The following is a 22,391-nucleotide window of genomic DNA, read 5'->3' on the forward strand; positions in this document are numbered from 1 at the left end:
GGAACCCCGATGCAAGTACACGTCAACACAGACGACCACATCCACGGCGGCGAGTCGCTCGCGCAGTGGATCACGGATGAATCCAGAAGCCGCCTGTCGCGCTTTCAGGATCACGTCACGCGGCTGGAGGTGTTTCTGTCGGACCTGGATGCGGGCAAGTCCGGCGCCAACGACAAGCGCTGCCGCATCGAAGCGCGCGTGACGGGTCGCCAGCCCATCACCGTGACCGACGAAGCCGACAAGATGGCCAACGCCTTCATCGGTGCCGCCGACAAGCTGGGCCGCGCCCTCGATACCGACCTGGGCCGGGCCAAGGACCGCCACGGCCGCGACACCATCCGGACGGCGGTGGAAGAGTAGTTTTGAATGAAATTGGCTGCCAGCGCTTGATGGATAAGCGCTGGCAGCTATAAATTCAGGAGCTTTTCCAGGAGCCTGGTGTTTGTCCTGGAGCGGGTGCATGAGCTGGGCGTGCCCCCCGCGAGGCCCGCCAAGCAACAACCGCCCCGCTTCGGGGGCTCCGTCCCCCTTCAGGAGGACGGCGCCACGGGCGACTCAGGGGGAGGTCAATTTCACAGATCCAGCACCAGCAGCTTGCTGCGCGCGCGCGAGCAACAGGGCATGAACTGCTCGTTGCCCGCTTTTTCTTCGTCGGTGAGGTACATGTCCCGGTGGTCCACCTCGCCCTCCAGCACGCGCGTGAGGCAGGTGCCGCACACGCCCTGCTCGCACGAGGTCAGGATGTCGATGCCTTCGCTGCGCAGGGCCTCCACCACCGACACATCGCAGGCAATGCGGTAGACCTTGCCGGTGCTGGCAATGCGCACGTCGAAGTCCTGATCGCCCGAGGTGTCCTGCGCGGGGGCGCCAAAGTATTCGAGGTGGATATGGTCCTGCGGCCAGCCCAGGGCCTTGGCGGTGCTCACCACGTGGTCGATGAAGCCCGGGGGGCCGCACACATACAGGCGCTTGTCGGGCCCGGGTCCGGCCAGCGCCGCGGGCAGGTCGAGCTTCTGGCCGGGAGCGCCCGCATCGAAGTGGAACTGCGTGTGCGGCGCCATGGCCGAGGCGGCGATCTCGCCGGCGAACGCCGTGCGTTCGGCCGAGCGGGTGCAGTAGTGCAGCGTGAAGTCGGCGCCCGTGTGCGCCAGCCGGTCGGCCATGCACAGCAGCGGCGTCACGCCGATGCCGCCCGCCAGGAGCAGCGTGCGCTGCGCCGGATGCAGCGCGAAGTGGTTGCGCGGCGTGCTGATGGTGATCACGTCGCCCTCGTGCACGCTGTCGTGCATGGCAACCGAGCCGCCGCGCGAAGCGGGGTCGCGCAGCACCGCGATGCGGTAGCGGTGCGATTCGTGCGAGGCGTTGCACAGCGAGTACTGCCGGGTCAGCCCCCCGGGCAGGTGCACGTCGATGTGCGAGCCCGCGCTGAAAGGGGGCAGTGCCGCGCCGTCCACGCGCGCCAGCTCGAAGCTGGCGATGCCTTCGGCCTCGGCCCGCTTGCTGGCCACGCGGACCTGCAGGGTCTCCTGCGCGGTCATGCCGGCTGCTCCGCGGGCGCGCGTTCGGCCGCCAGGGCGCGGTCCAGCACCTTGCGCGATTGCACGCCGCCCGCGTCGATGTTGAGCATGAGCAGCTTGCGCTCGGGGTAGCGCAGCAGGTTCTGCTGCTGCAGCTCCAGCATTTGCTGGTCTTCGGCAAAGATCTTGCCCTGGCCCTCGCGGATCTGCGTGGTGAGCGACGGGTCCTGCGGCTTGAAGTTGCGCGCCATGCCCCAGAAGTAGTGGATGGAGGTCTCGGTCTCGGGCGTGATGAAGTCCACCACGATGCTCGACGCCTTCTTGTCGGCCGGCGCGTCGTAGCCACCGTGGCCTGCCAGCGCCACGCCCACTTCGATCAGCACGTGGCTCGGTGGCGTGAAGTGGCAGATCTGCCAGCGGTCCACGGGCTGGTCGTCGGGCAGGCCGTTCATGCGCAGCGCCATCTTCCAGAACGGCGGGGCTTCGATGCCTTCCATGAAGCGGCTGGTGATGACCTCGTCGCCCTCCACGCGGGTCTTGCAGGGCACCTCGTCGATTTCCTTTTGCCCGATGCTGGTGGCATGCACGTAGGTCTCGTGCGTGAGGTCCATCAGGTTGTCGATCATCAGGCGGTAGTCGCAGGCGATGTGGTACAGCCCGCCGCCATAGGCCCATTCGGGGTTGTCGGCCCAGGGCAGGTGGTGGATGGTGGCCGGGTCCGCCTGGGCCGCGTCGCCGGGCCACACCCAGATGAAGCCGTAGCGCTCCACCACCGGAAAGCTGCGCGCCTTGGGAAACCCCTGCACGCGCTGGCCGGGCATGGACACCGACTTGCCCGTGCATTCCACCCGCAGGCCGTGGTAGCCGCATTGCAGGTGGCCGTCGCACACGGTGCCCAGCGACAGCGGTGCGCCCCGGTGGGGGCAGAAGTCGTCGAGCGCGGCGACCTGGTCGGGCGCGGGGCGGTAGAACACGATCTTCTCGCCGCAGATGGTGCGGCCCAGGGGCTTGTCCGCGATTTCGTCGGGTGTGCAGGCGACGTACCAGGCGTTCTTGGGATACATGGCGGTTTGTCTCTTTCTGTGGGGGTCGTGGGGCCCGGGGCGGCACGGCCGCAAAGCCTGGGCGCTGGTCCGAATTGTGCGAAATGCCGGCGGCGCTGTATACATAAAAATCAGCGAAATCAGCTATCGCACATTGGCATGGCCTATAAGTTGTTGTTTTGATTGATTTTGCTGGGCGTGTTGTGAATCCAGGGGGGAATTTCTGTATACATTGAGGGGTGCCACATGGCGCCTCTGTCTGTGTATTTCTTCGCCGGCCTGCGCAAGGCCGGGCGTGGAGTTCCCCCATGAATCTGAACGACGACCCCTTGACCGCTTCCGGTCCTTCCCCCGTGGCTGACGCGGGCGCCTCCCAGGCCGTGAAGGCGCAGTTGCGGCTGCGCGAGATGATCCTGGCGGGCGAGCTGCCGGGCGGTGCGCGCATCGCCGAACTGACGCTCGTGGAAAAACTGGGGGTGTCGCGCACGCCCATCCGCGCGGCGCTGATGCGGCTGGAGCAGGAAGGGCTTTTGCACCGGCTGCCCGGGGGCGGGTATGCGGTGCGCACCTTCTCCGAGACGGATGTCGCCGATGCCATCGAATTGCGCGGCACCATGGAAGGGCTGGCCGCGCGCCTGGCCGCCGAGCGCGGCGTGGAGGCCACCGTGCTGGCCCAGGCCCACGCCTGCCTGGACGACATCGATGCCGCCCTGGTCCCGCGCACGCTGGACGACGAGGGCTTCGCGCGCTACGTGGAGCTCAACGCGCGTTTTCACCTGCTGCTCAGCCGCATGGTGGGCAGCGATGTCATTGCGCGCGAGCTGGACCGCGTCAAGGGCCTGCCCTTCGCGTCGCCCTCGGCCTTCGTGGTGGTCCAGACGCATTCGCACGCGGCGCGCGACATGCTGGTGGTGGCGCAGGACCAGCACCGCCAGGCCCTGGATGCCATCGAACGCCGCGAGGGCGCGCGGGCGGAGGCCATCATGCGCGAACACTCGCGCATCACCCGGCGCAACCTGCTGGCGGCCGTGCAGGCGGCGCAGGTGCAGGGGCTGCCGGGGGTGGGGCTCATCCGCGAGCGCGGGTGATTCTTGGGCGGAAAAATGGGGTTCGGGGCATATGTGGAAAGCGCCAGCAGCTATCTTTTTGATACTGCGGCGATGTGGACTTTTGCCGGCCCTCCAGGGTGCCGCGCATGAAGCAGGCGGGCGCGGCCCCGGCGAGTCCGGGTGGGCCCAGCCCGTGGCTGCCCTCTGCGCCCGAAGGACAGGGTGCCGCCCCAGGGCACCCGGCGGAAGGCTTAGTTATCCCATTTGGCGATATCTAAAAGTCGGAAATCCCACTTGTGAAATGACGCCCCACGCTCCAAACTCCGGCCAGCAGTTGCTGTATACAACGACATTCCACAGGAGACAACGATGCAAAAACGCCACCTTCTTCGCGCCTCGGCCGCTGCCGCCCTGGCTTTGTCCGCAGGCCTCCTGGCCGCCGTGCCCGCGTCGGCGCAGGACAACGTCTTCAAGATCGGCCTCATCCTGCCCATGACAGGCCAGCAGGCCACCACGGGGCGCCAGATCGAGGCCGCCGCCAAGCTCTACATGGCGCAGAACGGCGACACCGTGGCCGGCAAGAAGGTGCAGCTCATCATCAAGGACGACACCAGCCTGCCCGACGTGACGCGCCGCCTGGCCCAGGAACTGGTGGTGAACGAGAAGGTGAACGTGCTCGCCGGCATGGGCATCACGCCGTCGGCCATGGCCACGGCGCCGCTGGCCACGCAGTCCAAGACCCCGCTGGTGGTGATGGCGGCCGCCACGTCGAGCATCACCGAGGCATCGCCCTACGTGGTGCGCAGCAGCTTCACGCTGCCCCAGGTGTCGGTCGCCCTGGCCGACTGGGCGCCCAAGAACGGCATCAAGAAGGTGGTGACGCTGGTGAGCGACTATGGCCCCGGCATCGACGCCGAGAAGTACTTCAACCAGCGCCTCACGTTCAACGGCGGCCAGGTGACCGAGGCCCTGCGCGTGCCGCTGCGCAACCCCGACTTCGCGCCCTTCCTGCAGAAGGTGCGCGACGCCAAGCCCGACGCGCTGTTCGTGTTCGTGCCCTCGGGCGCGGGCGCCGCGGTGATGAAGCAGTTCCTGGAACGCGGCATGGACAAGGCCGGCATCAAGCTCATCGCCACTGGCGACGTGACCGATGACGACCAGCTCAACGACATGGGCGACGGCGCCCTGGGCGTGGTCACCTCGCACCACTACTCGGCCGCGCACCCCTCGCCGCTGAACAAGAAGTTCGTGGATGCCTTCGAGAAGGCCAACAAGGGCCTGCGCCCCAACTTCATGGCCGTGGGCGGCTACGACGGCATGCGCGTGATCTACGAAGCGCTGCGCACCACCAAGGGCGCGGGCGGCGGCGACGCGCTGCTGGCCGCCATGAAGGGCCAGGTTTTTGAAAGCCCGCGCGGCCCGGTGTTCATCGACGCGCAGACCCGCGACATCGTGCAGAACGTGTACCTGCGCAAGGTGGAGCGGGTCAACGGCCAGCTCTACAACGTGGAGTTCGATGTGATCAAGGATGTGAAGGACCCCGGAAAAACCAAGTAACCCCGGGATAGGAAGCCCCCCTGAGTCGCTTCGCGCCTTCCCCCGGAGGGGGACGCCACCCGTGGCCTGGCGAAGCCAGTTCCACGGTGGCACTGGCCTGGGGCGCGCCGGTTGTTGCGGGCGGGGGCGGTTTTCCATCCGGTGTGGGGCGTGCCAGTTTTTGGGGTCGGTGGCCCTCTTTCCTCCACCCGTTCGGGCTGAGCATGTCGAAGCCAGGGCGTCACCGTTCAGGCTGAGCTTGTGGAGTGGCACCACCCGTTCAGGCTGAGCCTGCCGAAGCCAGGGCGCCGTGCACGAGCCCATGACTCTTGTTCGTCTTCATTGAAGTGATTTCATGCTGACCATTCTTTTCGACGGCGTTGCCTACGGCATGCTGCTGTTCATCCTGGCGGTGGGTCTGGCCGTGACCATGGGGTTGATGAACTTCATCAACCTGGCGCACGGGGCCTTTGCCATGGCGGGCGGGTATATCACGGTGCTGCTGATGCAGCGGCTGGGCGTGCCGTTTCTGGTGTGCCTGCCTCTGGCCTTTGTCGGCACGGCGTTGCTGGGGGCGGTGCTGGAGCGCACGCTGTACCGGCCGCTCTACAACAAGGCGCATCTGGACCAGGTGCTGTTCTCCATCGGGCTGGTCTTCATGGCCGTGGCCAGCGTGGACTACTTCGTGGGCTCCACCCAGCAGATCATGCAGCTGCCCGAATGGCTCAAGGGCCGCACCGAGATCGGCAGCGGCGCCTTCATGCTGGGCATGGGGCACTACCGGCTGTTCATCATCGCGGTGTGCGCGGCGCTCACGGTAGGGCTGCAGTACGTGTTGGCCAGGACCCGCTTCGGCAGCCGCCTGCGCGCCAGCGTGGACGACCAGCGCGTGGCCGCCGGCATGGGCATCAACGTGAACATCGTGTTTTTGTCCACCTTCGCGTTTGGCTCGGGCCTGGCGGGGCTGGGCGGAGCGCTGGGCGCCGAGGTGCTGGGCCTGGACCCGAGCTTTCCGCTCAAGTTCATGATCTACTTTTTGATCGTGGTGGCGGTGGGCGGCACCTCGTCCATCACCGGCCCGCTGCTGGCCGCGCTGCTGCTGGGCATCGCCGACGTGGCGGGCAAGTACTACATCCCCAAGCTGGGTGCCTTCATCGTGTACAGCCTCATGATCGTGATTTTGATCTGGCGGCCCCAGGGCCTGTTTGTCCGCAAGGGAGGGAAATGAGATGAACGCTCAGACCTCCATCCTCTTGAAGGCCCGGCGCTTTCGCTGGTGGGAACCCATCTTCTGGATTCTGGCCTTCGTGGCGCCGCTGGCGCTGCCCAGCCATGCGCTCATCATCAACGAGATCGCCATCGTGGCGCTGTTCGCCCTGTCGCTGGACCTGATCCTGGGCTACACCGGCATCGTGTCGTTGGGCCATGCGGCCTTCTTCGGCCTGGGCGGCTATGCGGCGGCGCTGTTCGCCAAGCACGTGATGCCCGACCCGCTGGTGGGCTTGGCGGTGGGCATCGCGGCGGCCACGGTGCTGGGGGTGGTGGCCTCGCTCACCATCATGCGCGGCACCGACCTCACGCGGCTCATGGTCACGCTGGGCGTGGGCCTCATCATGCTGGAGCTGGCCAACAAGCTCGACTGGCTGACGGGCGGCGCCGACGGCCTGCAGGGCGTGGTGATGGGCCCGGTGCTCGGCCAGTTCGAGTTCGACCTGTACGGGCGCACGGCGGCGTGGTATTCGCTCACCGTGCTGCTGGTGTTCTTTCTCATCGCGCGGCGCATCGTGCAGTCGCCGTTCGGCGCCACGCTCAAGGCCATCCGCGACAACCGGCTGCGCGCCATGGCCATCGGCATCCCCGTCACGGCCAAGCTGGCGCAGGTGTACACGCTGGCCGCCGCGCTGGCGGGCGCCGCGGGCGCGCTGCTCACGCAGACCACGGGCTTTGCGTCGCTGGACCTGTTCGAGTTCCACCGCTCGGCAGACGTGATGCTGATCCTCGTGATCGGCGGCGTGGGCTGGCTCTACGGCGGCATCCTGGGCGCCGTGGGCTTCAAGCTGCTGCAGGACGTGATCTCCTCCGTCACGCCGCAGTACTGGACGTTCTGGATCGGCCTGTTCCTCGTGGTGCTGGTGCTGGTCGGGCGCGACCGCCTGTTCCGCCCCTGGACATGGTTCCGCGCCGGGCGCAAGCCCGGCGCCAGCTCCAGCGCGGGAGGCCATTGATATGAACACGACAACCTCCACCACCGTGCTGTCGGCGCAGGGACTGGTCAAGCGCTTCGGCGGCATCACGGCCACGAACAACGTCACGCTCGATCTGAAAAAGGGTGCACGCCATGCGCTCATCGGCCCCAACGGCGCGGGCAAGACCACGCTGATCAACCTGCTGACCGGCGTGCTGGAGCCCACCGAAGGCTCCATCGTGCTCGAAGGGCAGGACATCACGCGCCTGGCGCCGCACCAGCGCGTGGCGCGCGGCATGGTGCGCACCTTCCAGATCAACCAGCTGTTCGACAGCCTCACGCCGCTGGAAACCCTGGCGCTCACCGTGTCGCAGCACCAGGGCCTGGGCGGCAAATGGTGGCAGCCGCTGGGCGCGCGCCGTGCGGTCACCGAGCGCTGCGAGCAACTGCTCGAGCAGTTCCACCTGACCTCCGTGATGGCCGAGGAAACGCGCGTGCTGGCCTACGGCAAGCGCCGCCTGCTGGAGATCGCGATCGCCCTGGCCTGCGAACCGCGCGTGCTGCTGCTGGATGAACCCGTGGCCGGCGTGCCTGCGGGCGAACGCGAAGAACTGCTGCAGACCGTGGCGGCACTGCCCGCCGATGTCTCGGTACTGTTGATCGAACACGATATGGACCTGGTTTTCAGCTTTGCCAACCGCATGACGGTGCTGGTCAACGGCACGGTGCTCACCGAGGGTGACCCGGACACGATTGCCAACGACCCGCAGGTGAAGGCCGTGTACCTGGGGCATGGGGAGGATGCGCATGCCTGAGCTGTTGAAGATCGAAGGCCTCAGCGCGGGCTACGGCGAGGCCGTGGTGCTGCAAGGCATCTCCCTCTCGCTGGCCGAGGGCGACACCCTGGCGCTGCTGGGCCGCAACGGCACCGGCAAGACCACGCTCATCAACACCCTGGCGGGGGCCACGCGCCAGCATGGCGGCAGCGTGTCGCTGGGCGGTGCCGTGCTGCACAGGCTGCCCTCGCACGAGCGCGCGGCGGCGGGCATCGGCTGGGTGCCGCAAGAGCGCAACATCTTCAAGTCGCTCACGGTGCACGAGAACCTCACGGCCGTGGCGCGCCCCGGCCGCAAGGGTTCCAGTGCCCGGCCCTGGACCCCAGAGCGCGTGTACGAAATGTTTCCGCGCCTGGCCGAACGCAAGACCAACCTGGGCACGCAGCTGTCGGGCGGCGAGCAGCAGATGCTGGCCGTGGGCCGCGCGCTGGTGCTCAACCCGCGCCTGCTGCTGCTCGACGAGCCGCTCGAAGGCCTGGCGCCCATCATCGTGGAAGAGCTGCTGCGCGCCATCCGCCGCATCACGCGCGAAGAAGGCCTGTCGGCCATCATCGTGGAGCAACACCCGCAGGCCATCCTGGCGATCTCCGACCAGGCCGCCGTGCTGGACCGGGGGACCGTGGTGCACACCGGCACGGCCGCCGAGCTGCAGGCGCAGCCCGAGCTGCTCGGCCGCCTGCTGGGCGTGGCGCGGTAGATCCGCCATGGCCTTCCTGCACCGCAGAACCCTGCTGGCGTTGTGCGCCGTGCCTTTCGCGGCCGGGAGCCAGGCGCAGCAGCCGGCGTTCCCCTCGCGCCCCCTCCGCATCGTGGTGCCCAACGCCGCGGGCGGCGCGGCCGACATCACGGCGCGCACGGTGGGCCAGAAAATCGCGGGCCCCCTGGGGCAGAGCGTGGTGATCGAGAACAAGCCCAGCGCCGGCGGCGTGGTGGCGGGCGAAATGGTGGCGCGTGCCGAGCCCGACGGCCACACGCTGCTGCTCATCAGCAGCGGCACGGCGGTGAGCGCCGCGCTGTTCCATTCGCTGCCTTTCGACACCCTCAAGGACTTCGCGCCGGTGTCCCTGCTGGCCACCTTCGACCTCGCGATCGTCGTGCGCGAAGGCGGGCGCTTTTCCACCCTGGCGGACCTGCTGGCCTACGGCCGCGCCCACCCGGGCAAGCTCAACATCGGCACGCCGCAGATCGGCACCACGCAGAACCTGGCGGCCGAACTCTTCAAGGTGACCGCCGGCATCGACGCCCAGGTGGTGCCCTTCAACGGCACGCCGCCGGTCATCACGGCCGTGCGCGGCGGCGAGGTGGACGCCATGGTGGACATCCTCGGCGCTCTGATGCCGCAGGTCGCCGCCAAGGCCCTGCGCCCGCTGGCCGTGCTGGGCGCCCGGCGCGCGCCGCAGCTGCCCGGTGTGCCCACGGTGCGCGAAAGCGGCGGCCCGCTGGAGGGCTTCAACGTCACGTCCTGGAACGGCCTGGCCGTGCCCGCGCGCACACCGCCCGCCGTGGTGGAGCGGCTCTCGCGCGAAGTGCAGGCGGCCCTGGCCCAGCCCGACGTGAAAAAACGCCTGCTGGAGCTGAACCTGCAGGCCCAGGGCAGCACGCCCGCGCAGGCCAGCGAACACCTGGCGGCCGACGCGCGGCGCTGGGCCGATGTGATCGCCCGGGCCAAGATCGCGCGGCAGTAGGGCGCTCCGCAAGGCGCATGGTGCGCCCGGGGGCTGCGTCGACACGGAGGCAAAAGATGAACCTGCAGATTGAACACATCGGCCTCATTGGCTACGGCGAGGTGGGCAAGATTTTCGGCACGGGCCTCAAGGGCCGGCCGGGCGTGGCGAGCATCGCTGCCTGGGACCTGAAGTTCGGGGACGATCGCACAGCGTCCGCAGAGCGCGCGCACGCAGACCGGGCGGGCGTCGTGGCCACGGCCTCGGTGCGCGAGCTGTGCGGGCGCTCGGACCTTGTCATCTCGGCCGTCACTGCCTCCAGCACGCTGGCCGTGGCCGCAGCGGCCGCACCGCACCTGCGCGCGGGCACGGTGTTCCTCGACCTGAATTCCGCATCGCCCGGCACCAAGCAGCAGGCGGCCGCGCTGGTGGATGCGCGCGGCGCGCACTACGTGGAGGCGGGCGTGATGACCTCGGTGCCGCCCTATGGCATCCGCGTTCCCATGCTGCTGGGCGGCGCACAGGCCGCCGCGCTGGCGGAGGTGCTGGGCCGCTGGGGCATGGATGCCAAGCCGGTGAGCGCGCAACTGGGCATCGCCAGCGCCATCAAGATGTGCCGCAGCATCATGATCAAGGGCCTGGAGGCGCTGGTGGCCGAGAGCTACGCCACGGCCCGCCACTACGGTGTGGAAGACCAGGTGCTGCCCACGCTGCAGGAGACCTTTCCCGGCATCGACTGGAGCGCGCAGGGCGCGTACTTCCTGAGCCGCGTGGCGCAGCACGGCCAACGCCGCGCGGAGGAAATGCGCGAGTCCGCCCACACCGTGCGCGAAGCAGGCATGGAGCCCGTGATGGCATCGGCCATTGCCGCCAAGCAGCAGTGGGTGGCCGACCTGGCCGCCACGGGCGCGTTTGCGGACGTGGCCCAAGGCGCGCGCTGGCAGGACTACGCGGATGCCTTGCTTGCGGCCCGAACCCCCTCGGGGGACCGTTCTAGGTAGGCTCGAAAACCAGCGGCACGGTGCGTTGGATCAGGTCCAGCGCCGCCTTTTGCACCTGCGTGGCCGGCCGCTGCAGGCTGGTGGCCAGCGACAGCGCGATGCGCAGCGGTGGCTTGCCAGGCGTGCCGATGACCTGGGCGGTGTAGGCCGAAGGCCGGGGCGAGTTGAGCAGCGCATTGCGCGACAGCACCGCGCAGCCCGCGCCGTCGGCCACCAGGTCCAGGATGGCGGAGACGCCGTCGATCTCCAGCGCCACCTCGGGGCGGCAGCCGATGCTGGCCATTTCCGATTCCACATGCATGCGGATGGCGTTCGGGCGCGACGGGATGATCAGCGGCAGCCGCGCCACCTCGGCCAGCGGGATGGGGCCGGGCGGCGGGTCTTCGGCCAGGCCGGGCGGGCGCACGCGCACCAGCACCAGGTCTTCGTCGATGAGGTGCGACACGTCGATGTCGCGCGAGGGCTGGGCGTTGTAGAGCACCACGATGTCCAGGCGCCCGCTGACCAGCCCCTCCAGGATGGCGCCCGAGAGCCCCTCGCTGATGGACAGGCGCGCCTCGGGCAGCTCCTGGCGGAACGCGCGGGTCAGCGGCACCGTCATCACCCGCGCCACGCTGTTGGGCAGGCCGATGGCCACGCGGCCCGAAAGCCCGCCGCGCATGCGGTCCATGTCTTCGCGCGCCCGCGCCATCTGGTGCAGGATGCCGCGCCCGTGCTCCACCAGCAGCTTGCCCGCCTCGGTGGGCGTGGCACCCCGGCCGTTGCGCACCAGCAGGTTCTGGCGCAGCTCCACCTCCAGCAGGCGGATCTGGCGGCTCAGTGCCGACTGCGCCACGTCCAGCGCGGCGGCCGCGCGGGTGAAGCTGCCCAGCTCGGCCACGCGCACAAAGTATTCCAGCTGCTTGAGGTCCATGGGGGTCGACAGAGGGGAGTGTTTCCTATCGGTAAATGATATACCTGATAGATAGTGTGCCTACTTTTTGTATAGCTTGCCTTCACCCAGAATCGGCCTACACAGCGGCACCGCCGCCTGTGCCGCAGCCTTGTTGTCCCCTTTCCAATCGACGCCCGCCATGCCCCAACACCTTCGCGGAATCTCGTCCATGGCCACCCGCCAGGTGCTGGCCGAGCTGACCTCCGGCTATGAGCAGGCGACCGGTCACCGCGCCAGCATCGAGGCCGTGGGCGGCGTGGACGCCGCCCAGCGCGTGCTGGCCGGCGAGGCCTTCGATGTGGTCGTGCTCGCCTCCGACGCCATCGCCAGGCTGCTGGCGGCCGGCTGCATCGTGCCCGGCAGCGTGGTGGACCTGGTGCAGTCGGGCGTGGCGGTGGCCGTGCCCGCAGGCGCGCCGCTGCCGGACATCGGCTCCGAAGACGCCGTGCGCCAGGCCGTGCTGGCGGCGCGCAGCATCAGCTATTCCACCGGCCCGAGCGGCGTGGCGCTGGCAAAACTGTTCGAGCGCTGGGGCATCGCTGATGAGATCGCCGGCCGCATGGTGCAGGCCCCGCCCGGCGTGCCCGTGGGCTCGCTGGTGGCCAAGGGCGAGGTGGAACTCGGTTTTCAGCAATTGAGCGAGCTGCTGCACGTGCAGGGCATCACCATCGTCGGGCCGCTGCCGCCCGCCATCCAGGTCACGACCACGTTTTCCGCCGGGATCGGCGCGAAGTCGCAGCAGGCCGACGCGGCCCGCGAACTGCTGGCCTACATGGCGTCGCCACAGGCTGCAGATGCCAAGCGCAAGCAGGGCATGGAGCCTGTATGAGGAACAACCCCCCGAGGCGCTTCGCGCCTTCCCCCTTCTCTCGCACCGCTGCGCGCTGCGGGAAGGGGGACGACGCCCTCGCTGCGGGGCGGCCCTTGCTTGGCGTCCCTCGCGATGGCGTCGTGCCAGCGGCAAGGCTTGCGGGCTTTGCGGGCCGGTGCGAAGAACTGACATAGACATAAGGAGAACCGAGACATGAGCCTCATCATCGACTGCCACGGCCACTACACCACGGCCCCCAAGGCGCTGGAGAACTGGCGCAACGCGCAGATCGCCGGCATCAAGGACCCCGCCCAGATGCCCAAGGTGGCGGACCTGAAGATCAGCGACGACGAGCTGCGCGAGTCCATCGAGACCAACCAGCTCAGGCTGATGAAGGACCGCGGCAGCGACATCACGCTGTTCAGCCCGCGCGCCAGCTTCATGGCCCACCACATCGGCGACTTCGAGGTGTCGAGCACCTGGGCCGCTATCTGCAACGAGCTGTGCTACCGCGTCTCCACGCTGTTCCCCGACCACTTCGTGCCCGTGGCCATGCTGCCGCAAAGCCCTGGTGTCGATCCCGCCACCTGCATCCCCGAGCTGGAAAAGTGCGTCAAGGAATACGGCGCCGTGGGCATCAACCTGAACCCCGACCCCTCGGGCGGCCACTGGACCAGCCCGCCGCTGACCGACAAGCACTGGTACCCCATCTACGAAAAGATGGTGGAGTACGACCTGCCCGCCATGATCCACGTGAGCACCAGCTGCAACGCGTGCTTCCACACCACGGGCGCGCACTACCTGAACGCCGACACCACGGCCTTCATGCAGCTGATTCAGGGCGATTTGTTCAAGGACTTCCCCACGCTCAAGTTCCTGATCCCGCACGGCGGCGGCGCGGTGCCCTACCACTGGGGCCGTTTCCGGGGGCTGGCGCAAGAGATGAAGAAGCCGCTGCTCGACGAGCACCTGATGAACAACGTGTTCTTCGACACCTGCGTGTACCACCAGCCCGGCATCGACCTGCTGAACACGGTGATCCCGGTGAAGAACGTGCTGTTCGCCAGCGAAATGATCGGCGCGGTGCGCGGCATCGACCCGACCACCGGCAACTACTACGACGACACCAAGCGCTACATCGAGGCGTCCACGATCCTCAGTGCCGAAGACAAGCACCAGATCTACGAAGCCAACACGCGCCGCGTGTTCTCCCGACTCGATGCACGCCTGAAGGCAAAGGGGCTCTGACATGTACGAACTAGGCGTTGTCTACCGCAACATCACCCGCGCCGACCGCGCGGCCGCCGACGGCCTGGCCGCTTTGGGCTCGGCCACCGTGCACGAGGCCATGGGCCGCGTGGGCCTGCTCAAGCCGTACATGCGGCCCATCTACGGCGGCCAGCAGGTCAGCGGCACGGCCGTGACCGTGCTGCTGCAGCCCGGCGACAACTGGATGATGCATGTGGCGGCCGAGCAGATCCAGCCCGGCGACGTGGTGGTGGCGGCCGTCACCTCGGAGTGCACCGATGGCTACTTCGGCGACCTGCTGGCCACGTCCTTCCAGGCCCGTGGCGCCCGCGCGCTCATCATCGACGCCGGCGTGCGCGACGTGAAGACGCTGCAGGAGATGAACTTCCCCGTGTGGAGCCGCGCCATCAGCAGCAAGGGCACGATCAAGGCCACGCTGGGCTCGGTGAACATCCCCGTGGTGTGCGCCGGTGCGCTCGTCACGCCGGGCGACGTGATCGTGGCCGATGACGACGGCGTGGTCTGCGTGCCCGCCGCACGTGCCGCCGCCACGCTGGAAGCCGCGCAAAAGCGCGAGAGCTTCGAAGGCGAAAAGCGCGCCAAGCTCGCTTCGGGCGTGCTGGGCCTGGATATGTACAACATGCGCCCCGGCCTGGAGAAGGCGGGCCTCAGGTACATCGACTGACACGCCAGTTTTGAATCTTTCAGGCCTCTAGCGATTTACTGGAAAGCGCTGGAAGCTATTGAATTTATAGCATTCTATTTTTTCTGCATCCCATGACCTTTCGCACCTTGTCCCCCCTGCGTCGCAGTCTTGCCTTGGCCCTGGGCCTGGCCGCCACCCTGGGCCTCGCATCCCACGGCGCACACGCCCAGGCCTTCCCCACCAAGCCCGTGCGCATCATCACGCCCTTCCCCGTGGGCGGTGGTCCCGACGGCGTGGCGCGCATCGTGGCCGAGAAGCTGGGCCGCATCTGGAACCAGCCCGTGGTGGTCGAGAACCGCCCCGGCGGCAACGGCTTCATCGCCATCGATGCCTTCAAGCGCGGTGCCAAGGACGGCCACGACCTGATCGTGCTGGACAACGTGCACCTGGCCGCCTACCCCAGCCTGTTCAAGAAGCTGCCCTACGACGTGGCCAAGGACTTCGACACGCTGCTGCCGCTGTTCAAGACCCACTTCTTCTTCACCGTGGGCACGGGCAGCAAGTACAAGACCGTGGGTGACATCGTGGCCGACGCCAAGGCCCGCCCGGGCAAGCTCAACTACGGCTCCTGGTCGGTGGGCAACCCCGTGCACCTGGGCTCCGAGCTGTTCGAGAGCGCCACCGGCACGCAGATGGAGCACGTGATCTTCAAGGAGACCACGCAGCTGTACACCTCGGTCGCCACCGGCGACATCGACTTCGCCCTGGGCAGCGCCGCCACCGCCGGGCCGCTGTACCGCGCGGGCAAGCTGCGCCTGCTGGCGTTCGCCGGCCCCCAGCGGTCGGCCGAGTTCCCCGATGTGCCCACCGTGGCCGAAGCCGGTGGCCCCAAGGACTTCGCCGTGACCGGCTGGAACGCCATCGCCGTGCCGCCCGGCCTGCCCGCGGCCGTCACCGACAAGATCAAGCGCGACATCGAGCAGGCCCTGACGGGGGCCGACGTGGCCGAGAAGTTCAAGACCTTCGGCTACGAGCAGTTCCCCACCACGCGTGCGCAGTTCGCCCAGTTCGTGAAGGACGAGAGCCAGCGCTTTGGCGACGTGATCAGGAAGGCCAATGTGTCGCTGGATTGATCGGAGCGAAACGCAAGGAGCACGCACATGAGTGAATTCACCAAGACCCCTGGCTGGCTCGACTGGTACGCCGGCCCGAGCAAGCCGCGTTTTCAGGTGCCCGCGGGCGCCGTGGACGCGCACTGCCACGTGTTCGGCCCCGGCGCCGAATTTCCCTACGCGCCCGAGCGCAAGTACACGCCCTGCGACGCCAGCAAGCAGCAGCTCTATGCGCTGCGCGACCACCTGGGCTTCGCGCGCAACGTGGTGGTGCAGGCCACCTGCCATGGCGCGGACAACCGCGCCATGGTCGATGCGCTCGTGCACTCGGGCGGCAAGGCGCGTGGCGTGGCCACGGTGCGCCGCTCGGTGAGCGACGAGGAGCTGCAGGCCATGCACGACGCCGGCGTGCGCGGCGTGCGCTTCAATTTCGTCAAGCGCCTGGTGGACTTCACGCCCAAGGACGAGCTCATGGAGATCGCGGCGCGCATCGCCAAGCTCGGCTGGCACGTGGTGATCTACTTCGAGGCGGTGGACCTGCCCGAGCTGTGGGATTTCTTCACCGCACTGCCCACCACGGTGGTGGTGGACCACATGGGCCGCCCTGACGTGACCAAGCCCGTGGACGGGCCCGAGTTCGAGCTGTTCCTGAAATTCATGCGCCAGCACCCCAATGTGTGGAGCAAGGTCAGCTGCCCCGAGCGCCTGAGCGTGGCCGGGCCCAAGGCGCTCGATGGCGAGCAGGCCGCCTACCGCGACGTGGTGCCCTTCGCGCGCCGCGTGGTCGAGGAGTTCCCGGACCGCGTGCTCTGGGGCACCGACTGGCCGCACCCCAACCTCAAGGACCACATGCCCGACGACGGCCTGCTGGTGGACTTCATCCCGCACATCGCCACCACGGCCGGGCTGCAGCAAAAACTGCTGGTGGACAATCCCATGCGGCTGTACTGGCCGGAAGAAGAAAAGGGCTGACGCCATGTCCCTCGACAAACCCTACCTGGACGTGCCCGGCACGACCATCTTCGACGCCGAGCAAAGCCGCAAGGGCTACTGGCTCAACCAGTTCTGCATGAGCCTCATGAAGGCCGACAACCGCGCCCGCTTCAAGGCCGACGAGCGCGCCTACCTCGACGGGTGGGCGATGACCGAGGAACAGAAGCAGGCCGTGCTCGCGCGCGACCTCAACTGGTGCATCCGCCTGGGCGGCAACATCTACTTCCTGGCCAAGATCGGTGCCACCGACGGCAAGAGCTTCCAGCAGATGGCCGGCTCCATGACCGGAATGACCGAGGACGAGTACCGCGCCATGATGGTCGGTGGCGGCCGGTCGGCGCAGGGCAACCGCGTCATCGGCGAAGACGGCGATGCCCAGGCGCACCGCCAGCCGCAGGGTGCTGCGGGAAAGAAAGGAAACTGAACATGGCGCGTATCACCGCCTCCGTCTTCACCTCGCACGTGCCCGCCATCGGCGCCGCGCTCGATCTGGGCAAGACGCAAGAGGACTACTGGAAGCCGCTGTTCGCGGGCTATGACTTCTCCAAGCAGTGGATGAAGGACAACAAGCCCGACGTCATCTTCCTCGTCTACAACGACCATGCCACGGCCTTCAGCCTGGAGATGATCCCCACCTTCGCCATCGGCACCGCCGCCGAGTACCAGCCCGCCGACGAGGGCTGGGGCCCGCGCCCCGTGCCCAAGGTCATCGGCCACCCGGACCTGGCCTCGCACATCGCGCAGTCGGTCATCCAGCAGGATTTCGACCTCACCATCGTCAACCGCATGGACGTGGACCACGGCCTCACGGTGCCGCTGTCGCTCATGTGCGGCCCGCAGGATCCGGTGGACGGAGCCTGGCCCTGCCCGGTGATCCCGTTCGCGGTCAACGTGGTGCAGTACCCCGTGCCCAGCGGCCGCCGTTGCTACAACCTGGGCCAGGCGATCCGCAAGGCCGTGGAGAGCTACGACGAAGACGTCAACGTGCACATCTGGGGCACGGGCGGCATGAGCCACCAGCTGCAGGGCCCGCGCGCGGGCCTGATCAACAAGGACTTCGACAACGCCTTCCTCGACAAGCTCATCAGCGACCCCGAGGCCGCCGCCAGCATCCCGCACATCGACTACGTGCGCGAGGCGGGCAGCGAGGGCATCGAACTCGTGATGTGGCTCATCGCGCGCGGCGCCATGGCCGACGTGGCCGGCGGCAAGCCCCCGAAGCTGGTGCACCGCTTCTACCATGTGCCCGCATCCAACACGGCCGTGGGCCACCTGATCCTGGAGAACACCTGACATGACCAAGACCATCAAAGTAGCGCTTGCGGGCGCGGGTGCCTTCGGCATCAAGCACCTGGACGGCATCCAGAACATCGACGGCGTGGAAGTCGTTTCGCTGATCAGCCGCGACCTCGACAAAACGAAGGAAGTCGCCGCCAAGTACGGCATCGGCCATGTCACCACCGACCTGGCCGACAGCCTGGCCCTGCCCGAGGTGGACGCGGTGATCCTGTGCACGCCCACGCAGATGCACGCCGAGCAGAGCATCGCATGCCTGAAGGCCGGCAAGCACGTGCAGGTGGAGATCCCGCTGGCCGACAGCCTGAAGGGCGCGCAGCAGGTCGTCGCCGCGCAAAAGGAAAAGGGCCTGGTGGCCATGTGCGGCCACACGCGCCGCTTCAACCCCAGCCACCAGTACGTGCACCGGAAGATCCAGGCCGGCGAGTTCAACATCCAGCAGATGGATGTGCAGACCTACTTCTTTCGCCGCACCAACACCAACGCGCTGGGCCAGGCCCGCAGCTGGACGGACCACCTGCTGTGGCACCACGCCGCCCACACCGTGGACCTGTTCGCGTACCAGGCGGGCAGCCCCATCGTGAAGGCCAACGCCATCCAGGGCCCGATCCACCCGGTGCTGGGCATCGCAATGGACATGAGCATCCAGCTCAAGGCCGCCAATGGCGCCATCTGCACGCTGAGCTTGAGCTTCAACAACGACGGCCCGCTGGGCACGTACTTCCGCTACATCGGCGACACCGCCACCTACCTGGCGCGCTACGACGACCTGTACAACGGCAAGGACGAGAAGATCGACGTGAGCCATGTCGACGTGTCGATGAACGGCATCGAGCTGCAGGACCGCGAGTTCTTCGCCGCCATCCGCGAAGGCCGCGAGCCCAACTCCAGCGTGGGCCGCGTGCTCGCCTGCTACGAGGTGCTGCACGACCTGGAGCAGCAGCTCAACGCGGGCTGAAGTTGGGTTTATGGGGCTGGATAGGCCCCCTGCGCTCATCAGGAGCGCGCGGGCAGCTATCGAATCGATAGCTGCTTTTTTTCTTGCCCGGGCGTCCTGCACACGCAGTGCCCCTGGCTGAAGCCGGCGGTCAGATCGGCGCGTAGCTGCCCGTGCCGCCCGGCCAGGCCGTGAGCACCTCGTATCCGTCGGGCGTCACCGCCACCATGTGCTCCCACTGCGCGGACAGCGAGCGGTCCTTGGTCACCACGGTCCATCCGTCCGCCAGCTCCCTGGTCTCGCGGCCGCCCGCGTTGAGCATGGGCTCGATGGTGAAGACCATGCCGGCCTCCAGCGTGAGCCCGGTGCCGCGCTGGCCGTAGTGCAGCACGTTGGGCACGTCGTGGTAGACCTGCCCGATGCCGTGCCCGCAGTACTCGCGCACCACGCTGAAGCGCTCGCGCTGCGCCACCGTCTGGATTGCGTGGCCGACGTCGCCCAGCGTGGCGCCGGGCCGCACCTGCCGGATGCCCGCGCACAGGGCTTCGTACGTTGTTTCCACCAGGCGCCGGGCGAGCGTGCTGGGCGCACCGACGAAGTACATGCGGCTGGTGTCGCCGTACCAGCCGTCCTTGATCACCGCCACGTCGATGTTGACGATGTCGCCCTTCTTCAGGATCTTGTCGTGCGACGGAATGCCGTGGCAGACCACCTGGTTGACCGAGGTGAGGATGGTCTTGGGGTACCCCAGGTAGCCCACGTTGGCCGGCACCGCGCCCTGCACGTTCACGATGTGGTCGTGGCAGATGCGGTCCAGTTCCTCGGTGCTCACGCCGGGCACCACGTGGGGCTCGATCATGTGCAGCACCTCGGCGGCCAGCTGCGCGGCGCGCCGCGACAGGGCCAGCTCGTCCGCCGACTTGATGGGAACGCCGCGCGCCATCAGTGCTTCCCGTTGGCCACGGCGCGGGGTTTGGCCGGCAGGCCGTCCACCGCCATGGCGATATCGAAGCCGCCCGCCAGTTCGGCCCGCACCAGCAACTGGCAGATCTCGCGGTGGTCGAGTTCGGGGTGCATCTCGATCAGCATGCCCACCCGCATCCAGTGCTCGGCCTGCGCGTTGATGGAGCGGCTCAGCGCGGTGCCTGCGACACGCAGGTTTTCGTGCATCTGGTCTGAAATCTTGACGATACCCATGGATGATCTCTATACAAAACGTATACGAATTATATATAGAACGTGTGGCTGCGTCTTAAGGTGGCACACAGGGTGCGCTGGCCACAATGCCAGGCTTGCCATGCCCTCACACCCCGGACACACCGCCCCAGGAGCCCATCCCGATGCAACCACCGCAGCACGTGACATTCCGCGCTTTTGCCGGGGCCTCGGATTTTCCGGCCATGGTCGCCTGTGCGAACGCCAGCTTTGCCGCCGACCAGACCCGGTTCTTTCGCACCGTGGAGGACGTGGCGCGGGACTACGCCGCGTTCACCCAGTGCGTGCCGCAGCAGGACGTGTGGATCGCGCAGGCGGGCGATGAGATCGCTGGCTATGTGCGTGCCTGGCATTGGGCACAGGCCGATGGGCTGCAGCTCTACGGGCAGTTTGCGGTCGTTGCGCCGCGGTGGCGCCGGCAGGGCATCGGCGCACGGCTGCACGCGTGGCTGGAGGCGCGCCAGCGCGAGATGGCGGCGGCCCTGGGCCAGGCCGGCCCGCATGCGCACCACGCCTTCGTCACAGAGGGCGAAACCGCACGTGCGGCGCTGCTGGAAAAAGCGGGCTACCGGCCCGAGCGCTATTTCTTCACCATGGGCCGCCCCACGCTGCAGGCCATTGCCGACTTTGCGCTGCCTGCCGGCCTGGAAGTGCGTGCGGTGCAGCCCGGCCACTACCGCGCCATCTGGGATGCGCATGCCCGCGCTTTCCATGCGCACTGGGGCTATGCACCGCCCGACGAGGCGGACTACCAGCGCTGGCTGGCCAGCCCGGTCTTCCAGCCGCACCTGTGGCAGGTGGCCTGGGACGTGCGGATGAACGAGGTGGCGGGCCAGGTGCGCACCTACATCGACACCACATGGAACGCGGGCAATGGCCGCCAGCGCGGATGGACGGAATTCATCAGCGTGGGCGAGCGCTGGCGGCGCCGCGGCCTGGCGCGGGCCCTGATTGCGCGCAGCCTGCGCGCCCAGGCCGATGCAGGCATGCAGGAGTCCGGGCTGGGGGTGGACAGTGAGAATGCGAGCGGCGCGCTGCGCGTCTATACGGACTGCGGCTTCGTTGTGGAACAGCGCAACTGCGTGTTCCGCAAGCCGCTGGTGCTGGGCACCCCCGGCCGCGGGGCCTGACGCCACCGGCACCACGCGGCCGACAGGCGCGGGCTGTCACAGGGACCGGGACAGCGCGATGAGCCCCCAGACAAGCACCACCAGCTGGGCAAGATTGACGAGCAGCGCGGTGGCATGCACCCGGCGGAACCGCTGCACCGCCCCGCCGTTCCTGGCTTCTATCTGGCTGCCCAGTTGCTGCATGGCGGGCACCAGGCGCTTGCGCAAGGCCGTGGAAACCGCTGCCATGGCCGCCGCGCCAGCGGCATAGGCCCACTGTCCCCACAGCGCGTAGCTGGCCGACGCGCACAGGGCCACCCAAAATGCAGCCTTGTAGTAGACATTGAAGAAACCGCGCACGAACCGCGCGTCGAGCGGCTCGTCGTGCTGGAGGATCAGCAGCGGCAGGCCGCCCAGCAGGAAGTAGGCGGTGGTGACGAGCATGGCGACAGTGAAGAAGAAGGCTGCGTAGATGGCGGAAGGCATGGCGCTTCTCCTGGGCGGGATGGGCCGCTGCGGTGCGCGCGGCTTCGCGTAATGTATCGCGCCGACCCGGCGCAGCAAACCACCGCGGCCCCCGTGGCCGGCGCGCCATGGCCGGCTATCCGTGCGCGCGGATGTTGGCAACAATGGCACCCCATGACCCCGCCTGCCTTCTTTGCCACCTCCGCTGCCTTCCGCCAGTGGCTGCAAGCCCATGCGGCACACGCGCCCGAACTGCTCGTGGGCTTCCACAAGGTCGGCTCGGGCCGCCCGTGCATGACTTGGTCCGAGTCGGTGGACGAGGCGCTGTGTTTTGGCTGGATCGACGGCGTGCGCCGGCGCATCGACGAGCACACCTATTCCATCCGCTTCACGCCGCGCAAGCCATCGTCCGTCTGGAGCGCGGTGAACATCGCCAAGATGGAGCAGCTGCAGGCCGCCGGCCGCATGACGCCCGCGGGCCTGGCGGCCTTCAGCCACCGCAAGGCCGACAAGTCCGCGATCTACTCGCACGAACAGGCCGCAGTGGCCGAGCTGCCCGCCGCGCAGTTGCGCGAGTTCAAACGCCACAAGAAGGCATGGCAGTTCTTCGAGGCCGCCCCCGCGGGCTACCGCAAGTCCATGCTGCACTGGGTGACGTCGGCCAAGCGGCCTGAAACCCGCGCGGCGCGGTTTGCGCAGCTGCTGGCGGCCTCGGTGGCCGGCGAGCGGATCGACCTGTGGACCCGGCGCCCCCGCGCGGGCGATGCTGCTGCACCTTCGGCCTGAAAGGACCT

25 protein-coding genes are annotated in these 22,391 nt (G+C 68.0%); 19 read left to right on the forward strand and 6 right to left on the reverse strand.

The window, feature by feature from the left end:
* The first annotated feature begins 9 nt into the window (after positions 1 to 9).
* Positions 10 to 360, forward strand: coding sequence for an HPF/RaiA family ribosome-associated protein (locus AC1RCS_RS14895; protein WP_218297921.1), 351 nt, complete (start codon positions 10 to 12; stop codon positions 358 to 360).
* Between the two features lie 212 nt (positions 361 to 572).
* Here the strand turns inward: AC1RCS_RS14895 and AC1RCS_RS14900 are convergent, their stop codons facing one another.
* Entirely contained in the window at positions 573 to 1,538 is a 966-nt protein-coding gene (locus AC1RCS_RS14900) for a PDR/VanB family oxidoreductase (RefSeq protein ID WP_218341756.1), read from the reverse strand.
* Positions 1,535 to 2,581, reverse strand: a complete 1,047-nt coding sequence (locus AC1RCS_RS14905; protein ID WP_369643666.1) for an aromatic ring-hydroxylating dioxygenase subunit alpha — start codon at positions 2,579 to 2,581, stop codon at positions 1,535 to 1,537. The genes AC1RCS_RS14900 and AC1RCS_RS14905 overlap by 4 nt, the downstream gene beginning before the upstream one ends.
* 287 nt (positions 2,582 to 2,868) lie before the next feature.
* Here AC1RCS_RS14905 and AC1RCS_RS14910 point away from each other — a divergent pair, with 287 nt between their 5' ends.
* The 8 genes from AC1RCS_RS14910 to AC1RCS_RS14945 all read left to right on the forward strand — a co-directional run bounded on the left by AC1RCS_RS14910 (position 2,869) and on the right by AC1RCS_RS14945 (position 10,831).
* Positions 2,869 to 3,648, forward strand: a complete 780-nt coding sequence (locus tag AC1RCS_RS14910; RefSeq protein ID WP_492245240.1) for a GntR family transcriptional regulator — start codon at positions 2,869 to 2,871, stop codon at positions 3,646 to 3,648.
* A gap of 330 nt (positions 3,649 to 3,978) precedes the next feature.
* Positions 3,979 to 5,166 (forward strand): ABC transporter substrate-binding protein, encoded by a 1,188-nt coding sequence (locus AC1RCS_RS14915; RefSeq protein ID WP_218297918.1) that lies wholly within the window; start codon positions 3,979 to 3,981, stop codon positions 5,164 to 5,166.
* A gap of 334 nt (positions 5,167 to 5,500) precedes the next feature.
* On the forward strand, positions 5,501 to 6,373 hold the full coding sequence (locus AC1RCS_RS14920) for a branched-chain amino acid ABC transporter permease (protein WP_218297917.1): 873 nt from the start codon (positions 5,501 to 5,503) through the stop codon (positions 6,371 to 6,373).
* A gap of 1 nt (position 6,374) precedes the next feature.
* Complete coding sequence (locus AC1RCS_RS14925; RefSeq protein ID WP_492245241.1) at positions 6,375 to 7,370, forward strand: branched-chain amino acid ABC transporter permease; 996 nt, start codon at positions 6,375 to 6,377, stop codon at positions 7,368 to 7,370.
* A gap of 1 nt (position 7,371) precedes the next feature.
* Positions 7,372 to 8,145, forward strand: a complete 774-nt coding sequence (locus AC1RCS_RS14930; RefSeq protein ID WP_218297915.1) for an ABC transporter ATP-binding protein — start codon at positions 7,372 to 7,374, stop codon at positions 8,143 to 8,145.
* On the forward strand, positions 8,138 to 8,863 hold the full coding sequence (locus AC1RCS_RS14935; protein ID WP_218297914.1) for an ABC transporter ATP-binding protein: 726 nt from the start codon (positions 8,138 to 8,140) through the stop codon (positions 8,861 to 8,863). Before AC1RCS_RS14930 ends, AC1RCS_RS14935 begins: the two co-directional genes overlap by 8 nt.
* Before the next feature lie 7 nt (positions 8,864 to 8,870).
* Positions 8,871 to 9,851 carry a Bug family tripartite tricarboxylate transporter substrate binding protein gene (locus AC1RCS_RS14940; protein ID WP_492245242.1) on the forward strand — a complete coding sequence of 327 codons (981 nt, stop codon included), beginning with the start codon at positions 8,871 to 8,873 and terminating at the stop codon, positions 9,849 to 9,851.
* 62 nt (positions 9,852 to 9,913) lie between these two features.
* On the forward strand, positions 9,914 to 10,831 hold the full coding sequence (locus AC1RCS_RS14945) for a DUF1932 domain-containing protein (protein ID WP_492245277.1): 918 nt from the start codon (positions 9,914 to 9,916) through the stop codon (positions 10,829 to 10,831).
* On the opposite strand, the gene AC1RCS_RS14950 is transcribed toward AC1RCS_RS14945, so the two are convergent.
* The gene (locus tag AC1RCS_RS14950; RefSeq protein ID WP_218297912.1) at positions 10,824 to 11,744 is read right to left on the reverse strand and encodes a LysR substrate-binding domain-containing protein; all 921 of its coding nucleotides are present in this window, start codon (positions 11,742 to 11,744) and stop codon (positions 10,824 to 10,826) included. The genes AC1RCS_RS14945 and AC1RCS_RS14950 overlap by 8 nt on opposite strands.
* A 160-nt stretch (positions 11,745 to 11,904) precedes the next feature.
* Between AC1RCS_RS14950 and AC1RCS_RS14955 the strand changes: the two genes are divergently transcribed.
* The 8 genes from AC1RCS_RS14955 to AC1RCS_RS14990 all read left to right on the forward strand — a co-directional run bounded on the left by AC1RCS_RS14955 (position 11,905) and on the right by AC1RCS_RS14990 (position 18,829).
* The gene (locus tag AC1RCS_RS14955; protein ID WP_492245243.1) at positions 11,905 to 12,594 is read left to right on the forward strand and encodes a substrate-binding domain-containing protein; all 690 of its coding nucleotides are present in this window, start codon (positions 11,905 to 11,907) and stop codon (positions 12,592 to 12,594) included.
* A gap of 195 nt (positions 12,595 to 12,789) precedes the next feature.
* Positions 12,790 to 13,824 carry an amidohydrolase family protein gene (locus AC1RCS_RS14960; RefSeq protein ID WP_492245244.1) on the forward strand — a complete coding sequence of 345 codons (1,035 nt, stop codon included), beginning with the start codon at positions 12,790 to 12,792 and terminating at the stop codon, positions 13,822 to 13,824.
* Between the two features lies 1 nt (position 13,825).
* On the forward strand, positions 13,826 to 14,509 hold the full coding sequence (gene ligK, locus AC1RCS_RS14965; protein ID WP_492245245.1) for a 4-carboxy-4-hydroxy-2-oxoadipate aldolase/oxaloacetate decarboxylase: 684 nt from the start codon (positions 13,826 to 13,828) through the stop codon (positions 14,507 to 14,509).
* A gap of 92 nt (positions 14,510 to 14,601) precedes the next feature.
* Positions 14,602 to 15,603 (forward strand): Bug family tripartite tricarboxylate transporter substrate binding protein, encoded by a 1,002-nt coding sequence (locus tag AC1RCS_RS14970; protein WP_218297908.1) that lies wholly within the window; start codon positions 14,602 to 14,604, stop codon positions 15,601 to 15,603.
* 27 nt (positions 15,604 to 15,630) lie between these two features.
* The gene (locus AC1RCS_RS14975) at positions 15,631 to 16,554 is read left to right on the forward strand and encodes an amidohydrolase family protein (RefSeq protein WP_218297907.1); all 924 of its coding nucleotides are present in this window, start codon (positions 15,631 to 15,633) and stop codon (positions 16,552 to 16,554) included.
* A 4-nt stretch (positions 16,555 to 16,558) separates the two neighbouring features.
* On the forward strand, positions 16,559 to 16,999 hold the full coding sequence (gene ligA, locus AC1RCS_RS14980; protein ID WP_492245246.1) for a protocatechuate 4,5-dioxygenase subunit alpha: 441 nt from the start codon (positions 16,559 to 16,561) through the stop codon (positions 16,997 to 16,999).
* A gap of 2 nt (positions 17,000 to 17,001) precedes the next feature.
* Positions 17,002 to 17,868: a class III extradiol dioxygenase subunit beta gene (locus AC1RCS_RS14985; protein WP_218297905.1), complete on the forward strand. Its 867-nt coding sequence runs from the start codon at positions 17,002 to 17,004 to the stop codon at positions 17,866 to 17,868.
* Position 17,869: 1 nt separating this feature from the next.
* A complete protein-coding gene (locus AC1RCS_RS14990) occupies positions 17,870 to 18,829 on the forward strand; it encodes a Gfo/Idh/MocA family oxidoreductase (RefSeq protein ID WP_369643658.1) in 960 nt (319 codons plus the stop codon).
* Between the two features lie 130 nt (positions 18,830 to 18,959).
* On the opposite strand, the gene map is transcribed toward AC1RCS_RS14990, so the two are convergent.
* Positions 18,960 to 19,751: a type I methionyl aminopeptidase gene (gene map / locus AC1RCS_RS14995; RefSeq protein ID WP_492245247.1), complete on the reverse strand. Its 792-nt coding sequence runs from the start codon at positions 19,749 to 19,751 to the stop codon at positions 18,960 to 18,962.
* Entirely contained in the window at positions 19,751 to 20,005 is a 255-nt protein-coding gene (locus tag AC1RCS_RS15000) for a ParD-like family protein (protein ID WP_492245248.1), read from the reverse strand. Before AC1RCS_RS15000 ends, map begins: the two co-directional genes overlap by 1 nt.
* 143 nt (positions 20,006 to 20,148) lie before the next feature.
* Here AC1RCS_RS15000 and AC1RCS_RS15005 point away from each other — a divergent pair, with 143 nt between their 5' ends.
* Positions 20,149 to 21,153 (forward strand): GNAT family N-acetyltransferase, encoded by a 1,005-nt coding sequence (locus AC1RCS_RS15005; protein WP_492245249.1) that lies wholly within the window; start codon positions 20,149 to 20,151, stop codon positions 21,151 to 21,153.
* Positions 21,154 to 21,189: 36 nt separating this feature from the next.
* Here the strand turns inward: AC1RCS_RS15005 and AC1RCS_RS15010 are convergent, their stop codons facing one another.
* On the reverse strand, positions 21,190 to 21,618 hold the full coding sequence (locus AC1RCS_RS15010) for a hypothetical protein (RefSeq protein ID WP_218297901.1): 429 nt from the start codon (positions 21,616 to 21,618) through the stop codon (positions 21,190 to 21,192).
* 153 nt (positions 21,619 to 21,771) lie between these two features.
* Here AC1RCS_RS15010 and AC1RCS_RS15015 point away from each other — a divergent pair, with 153 nt between their 5' ends.
* On the forward strand, positions 21,772 to 22,383 hold the full coding sequence (locus tag AC1RCS_RS15015) for a YdeI/OmpD-associated family protein (protein ID WP_492245250.1): 612 nt from the start codon (positions 21,772 to 21,774) through the stop codon (positions 22,381 to 22,383).
* Positions 22,384 to 22,391 lie beyond the last annotated feature (8 nt).

The organism is Acidovorax sp. GW823-FHT01C06 (assembly GCF_058798375.1).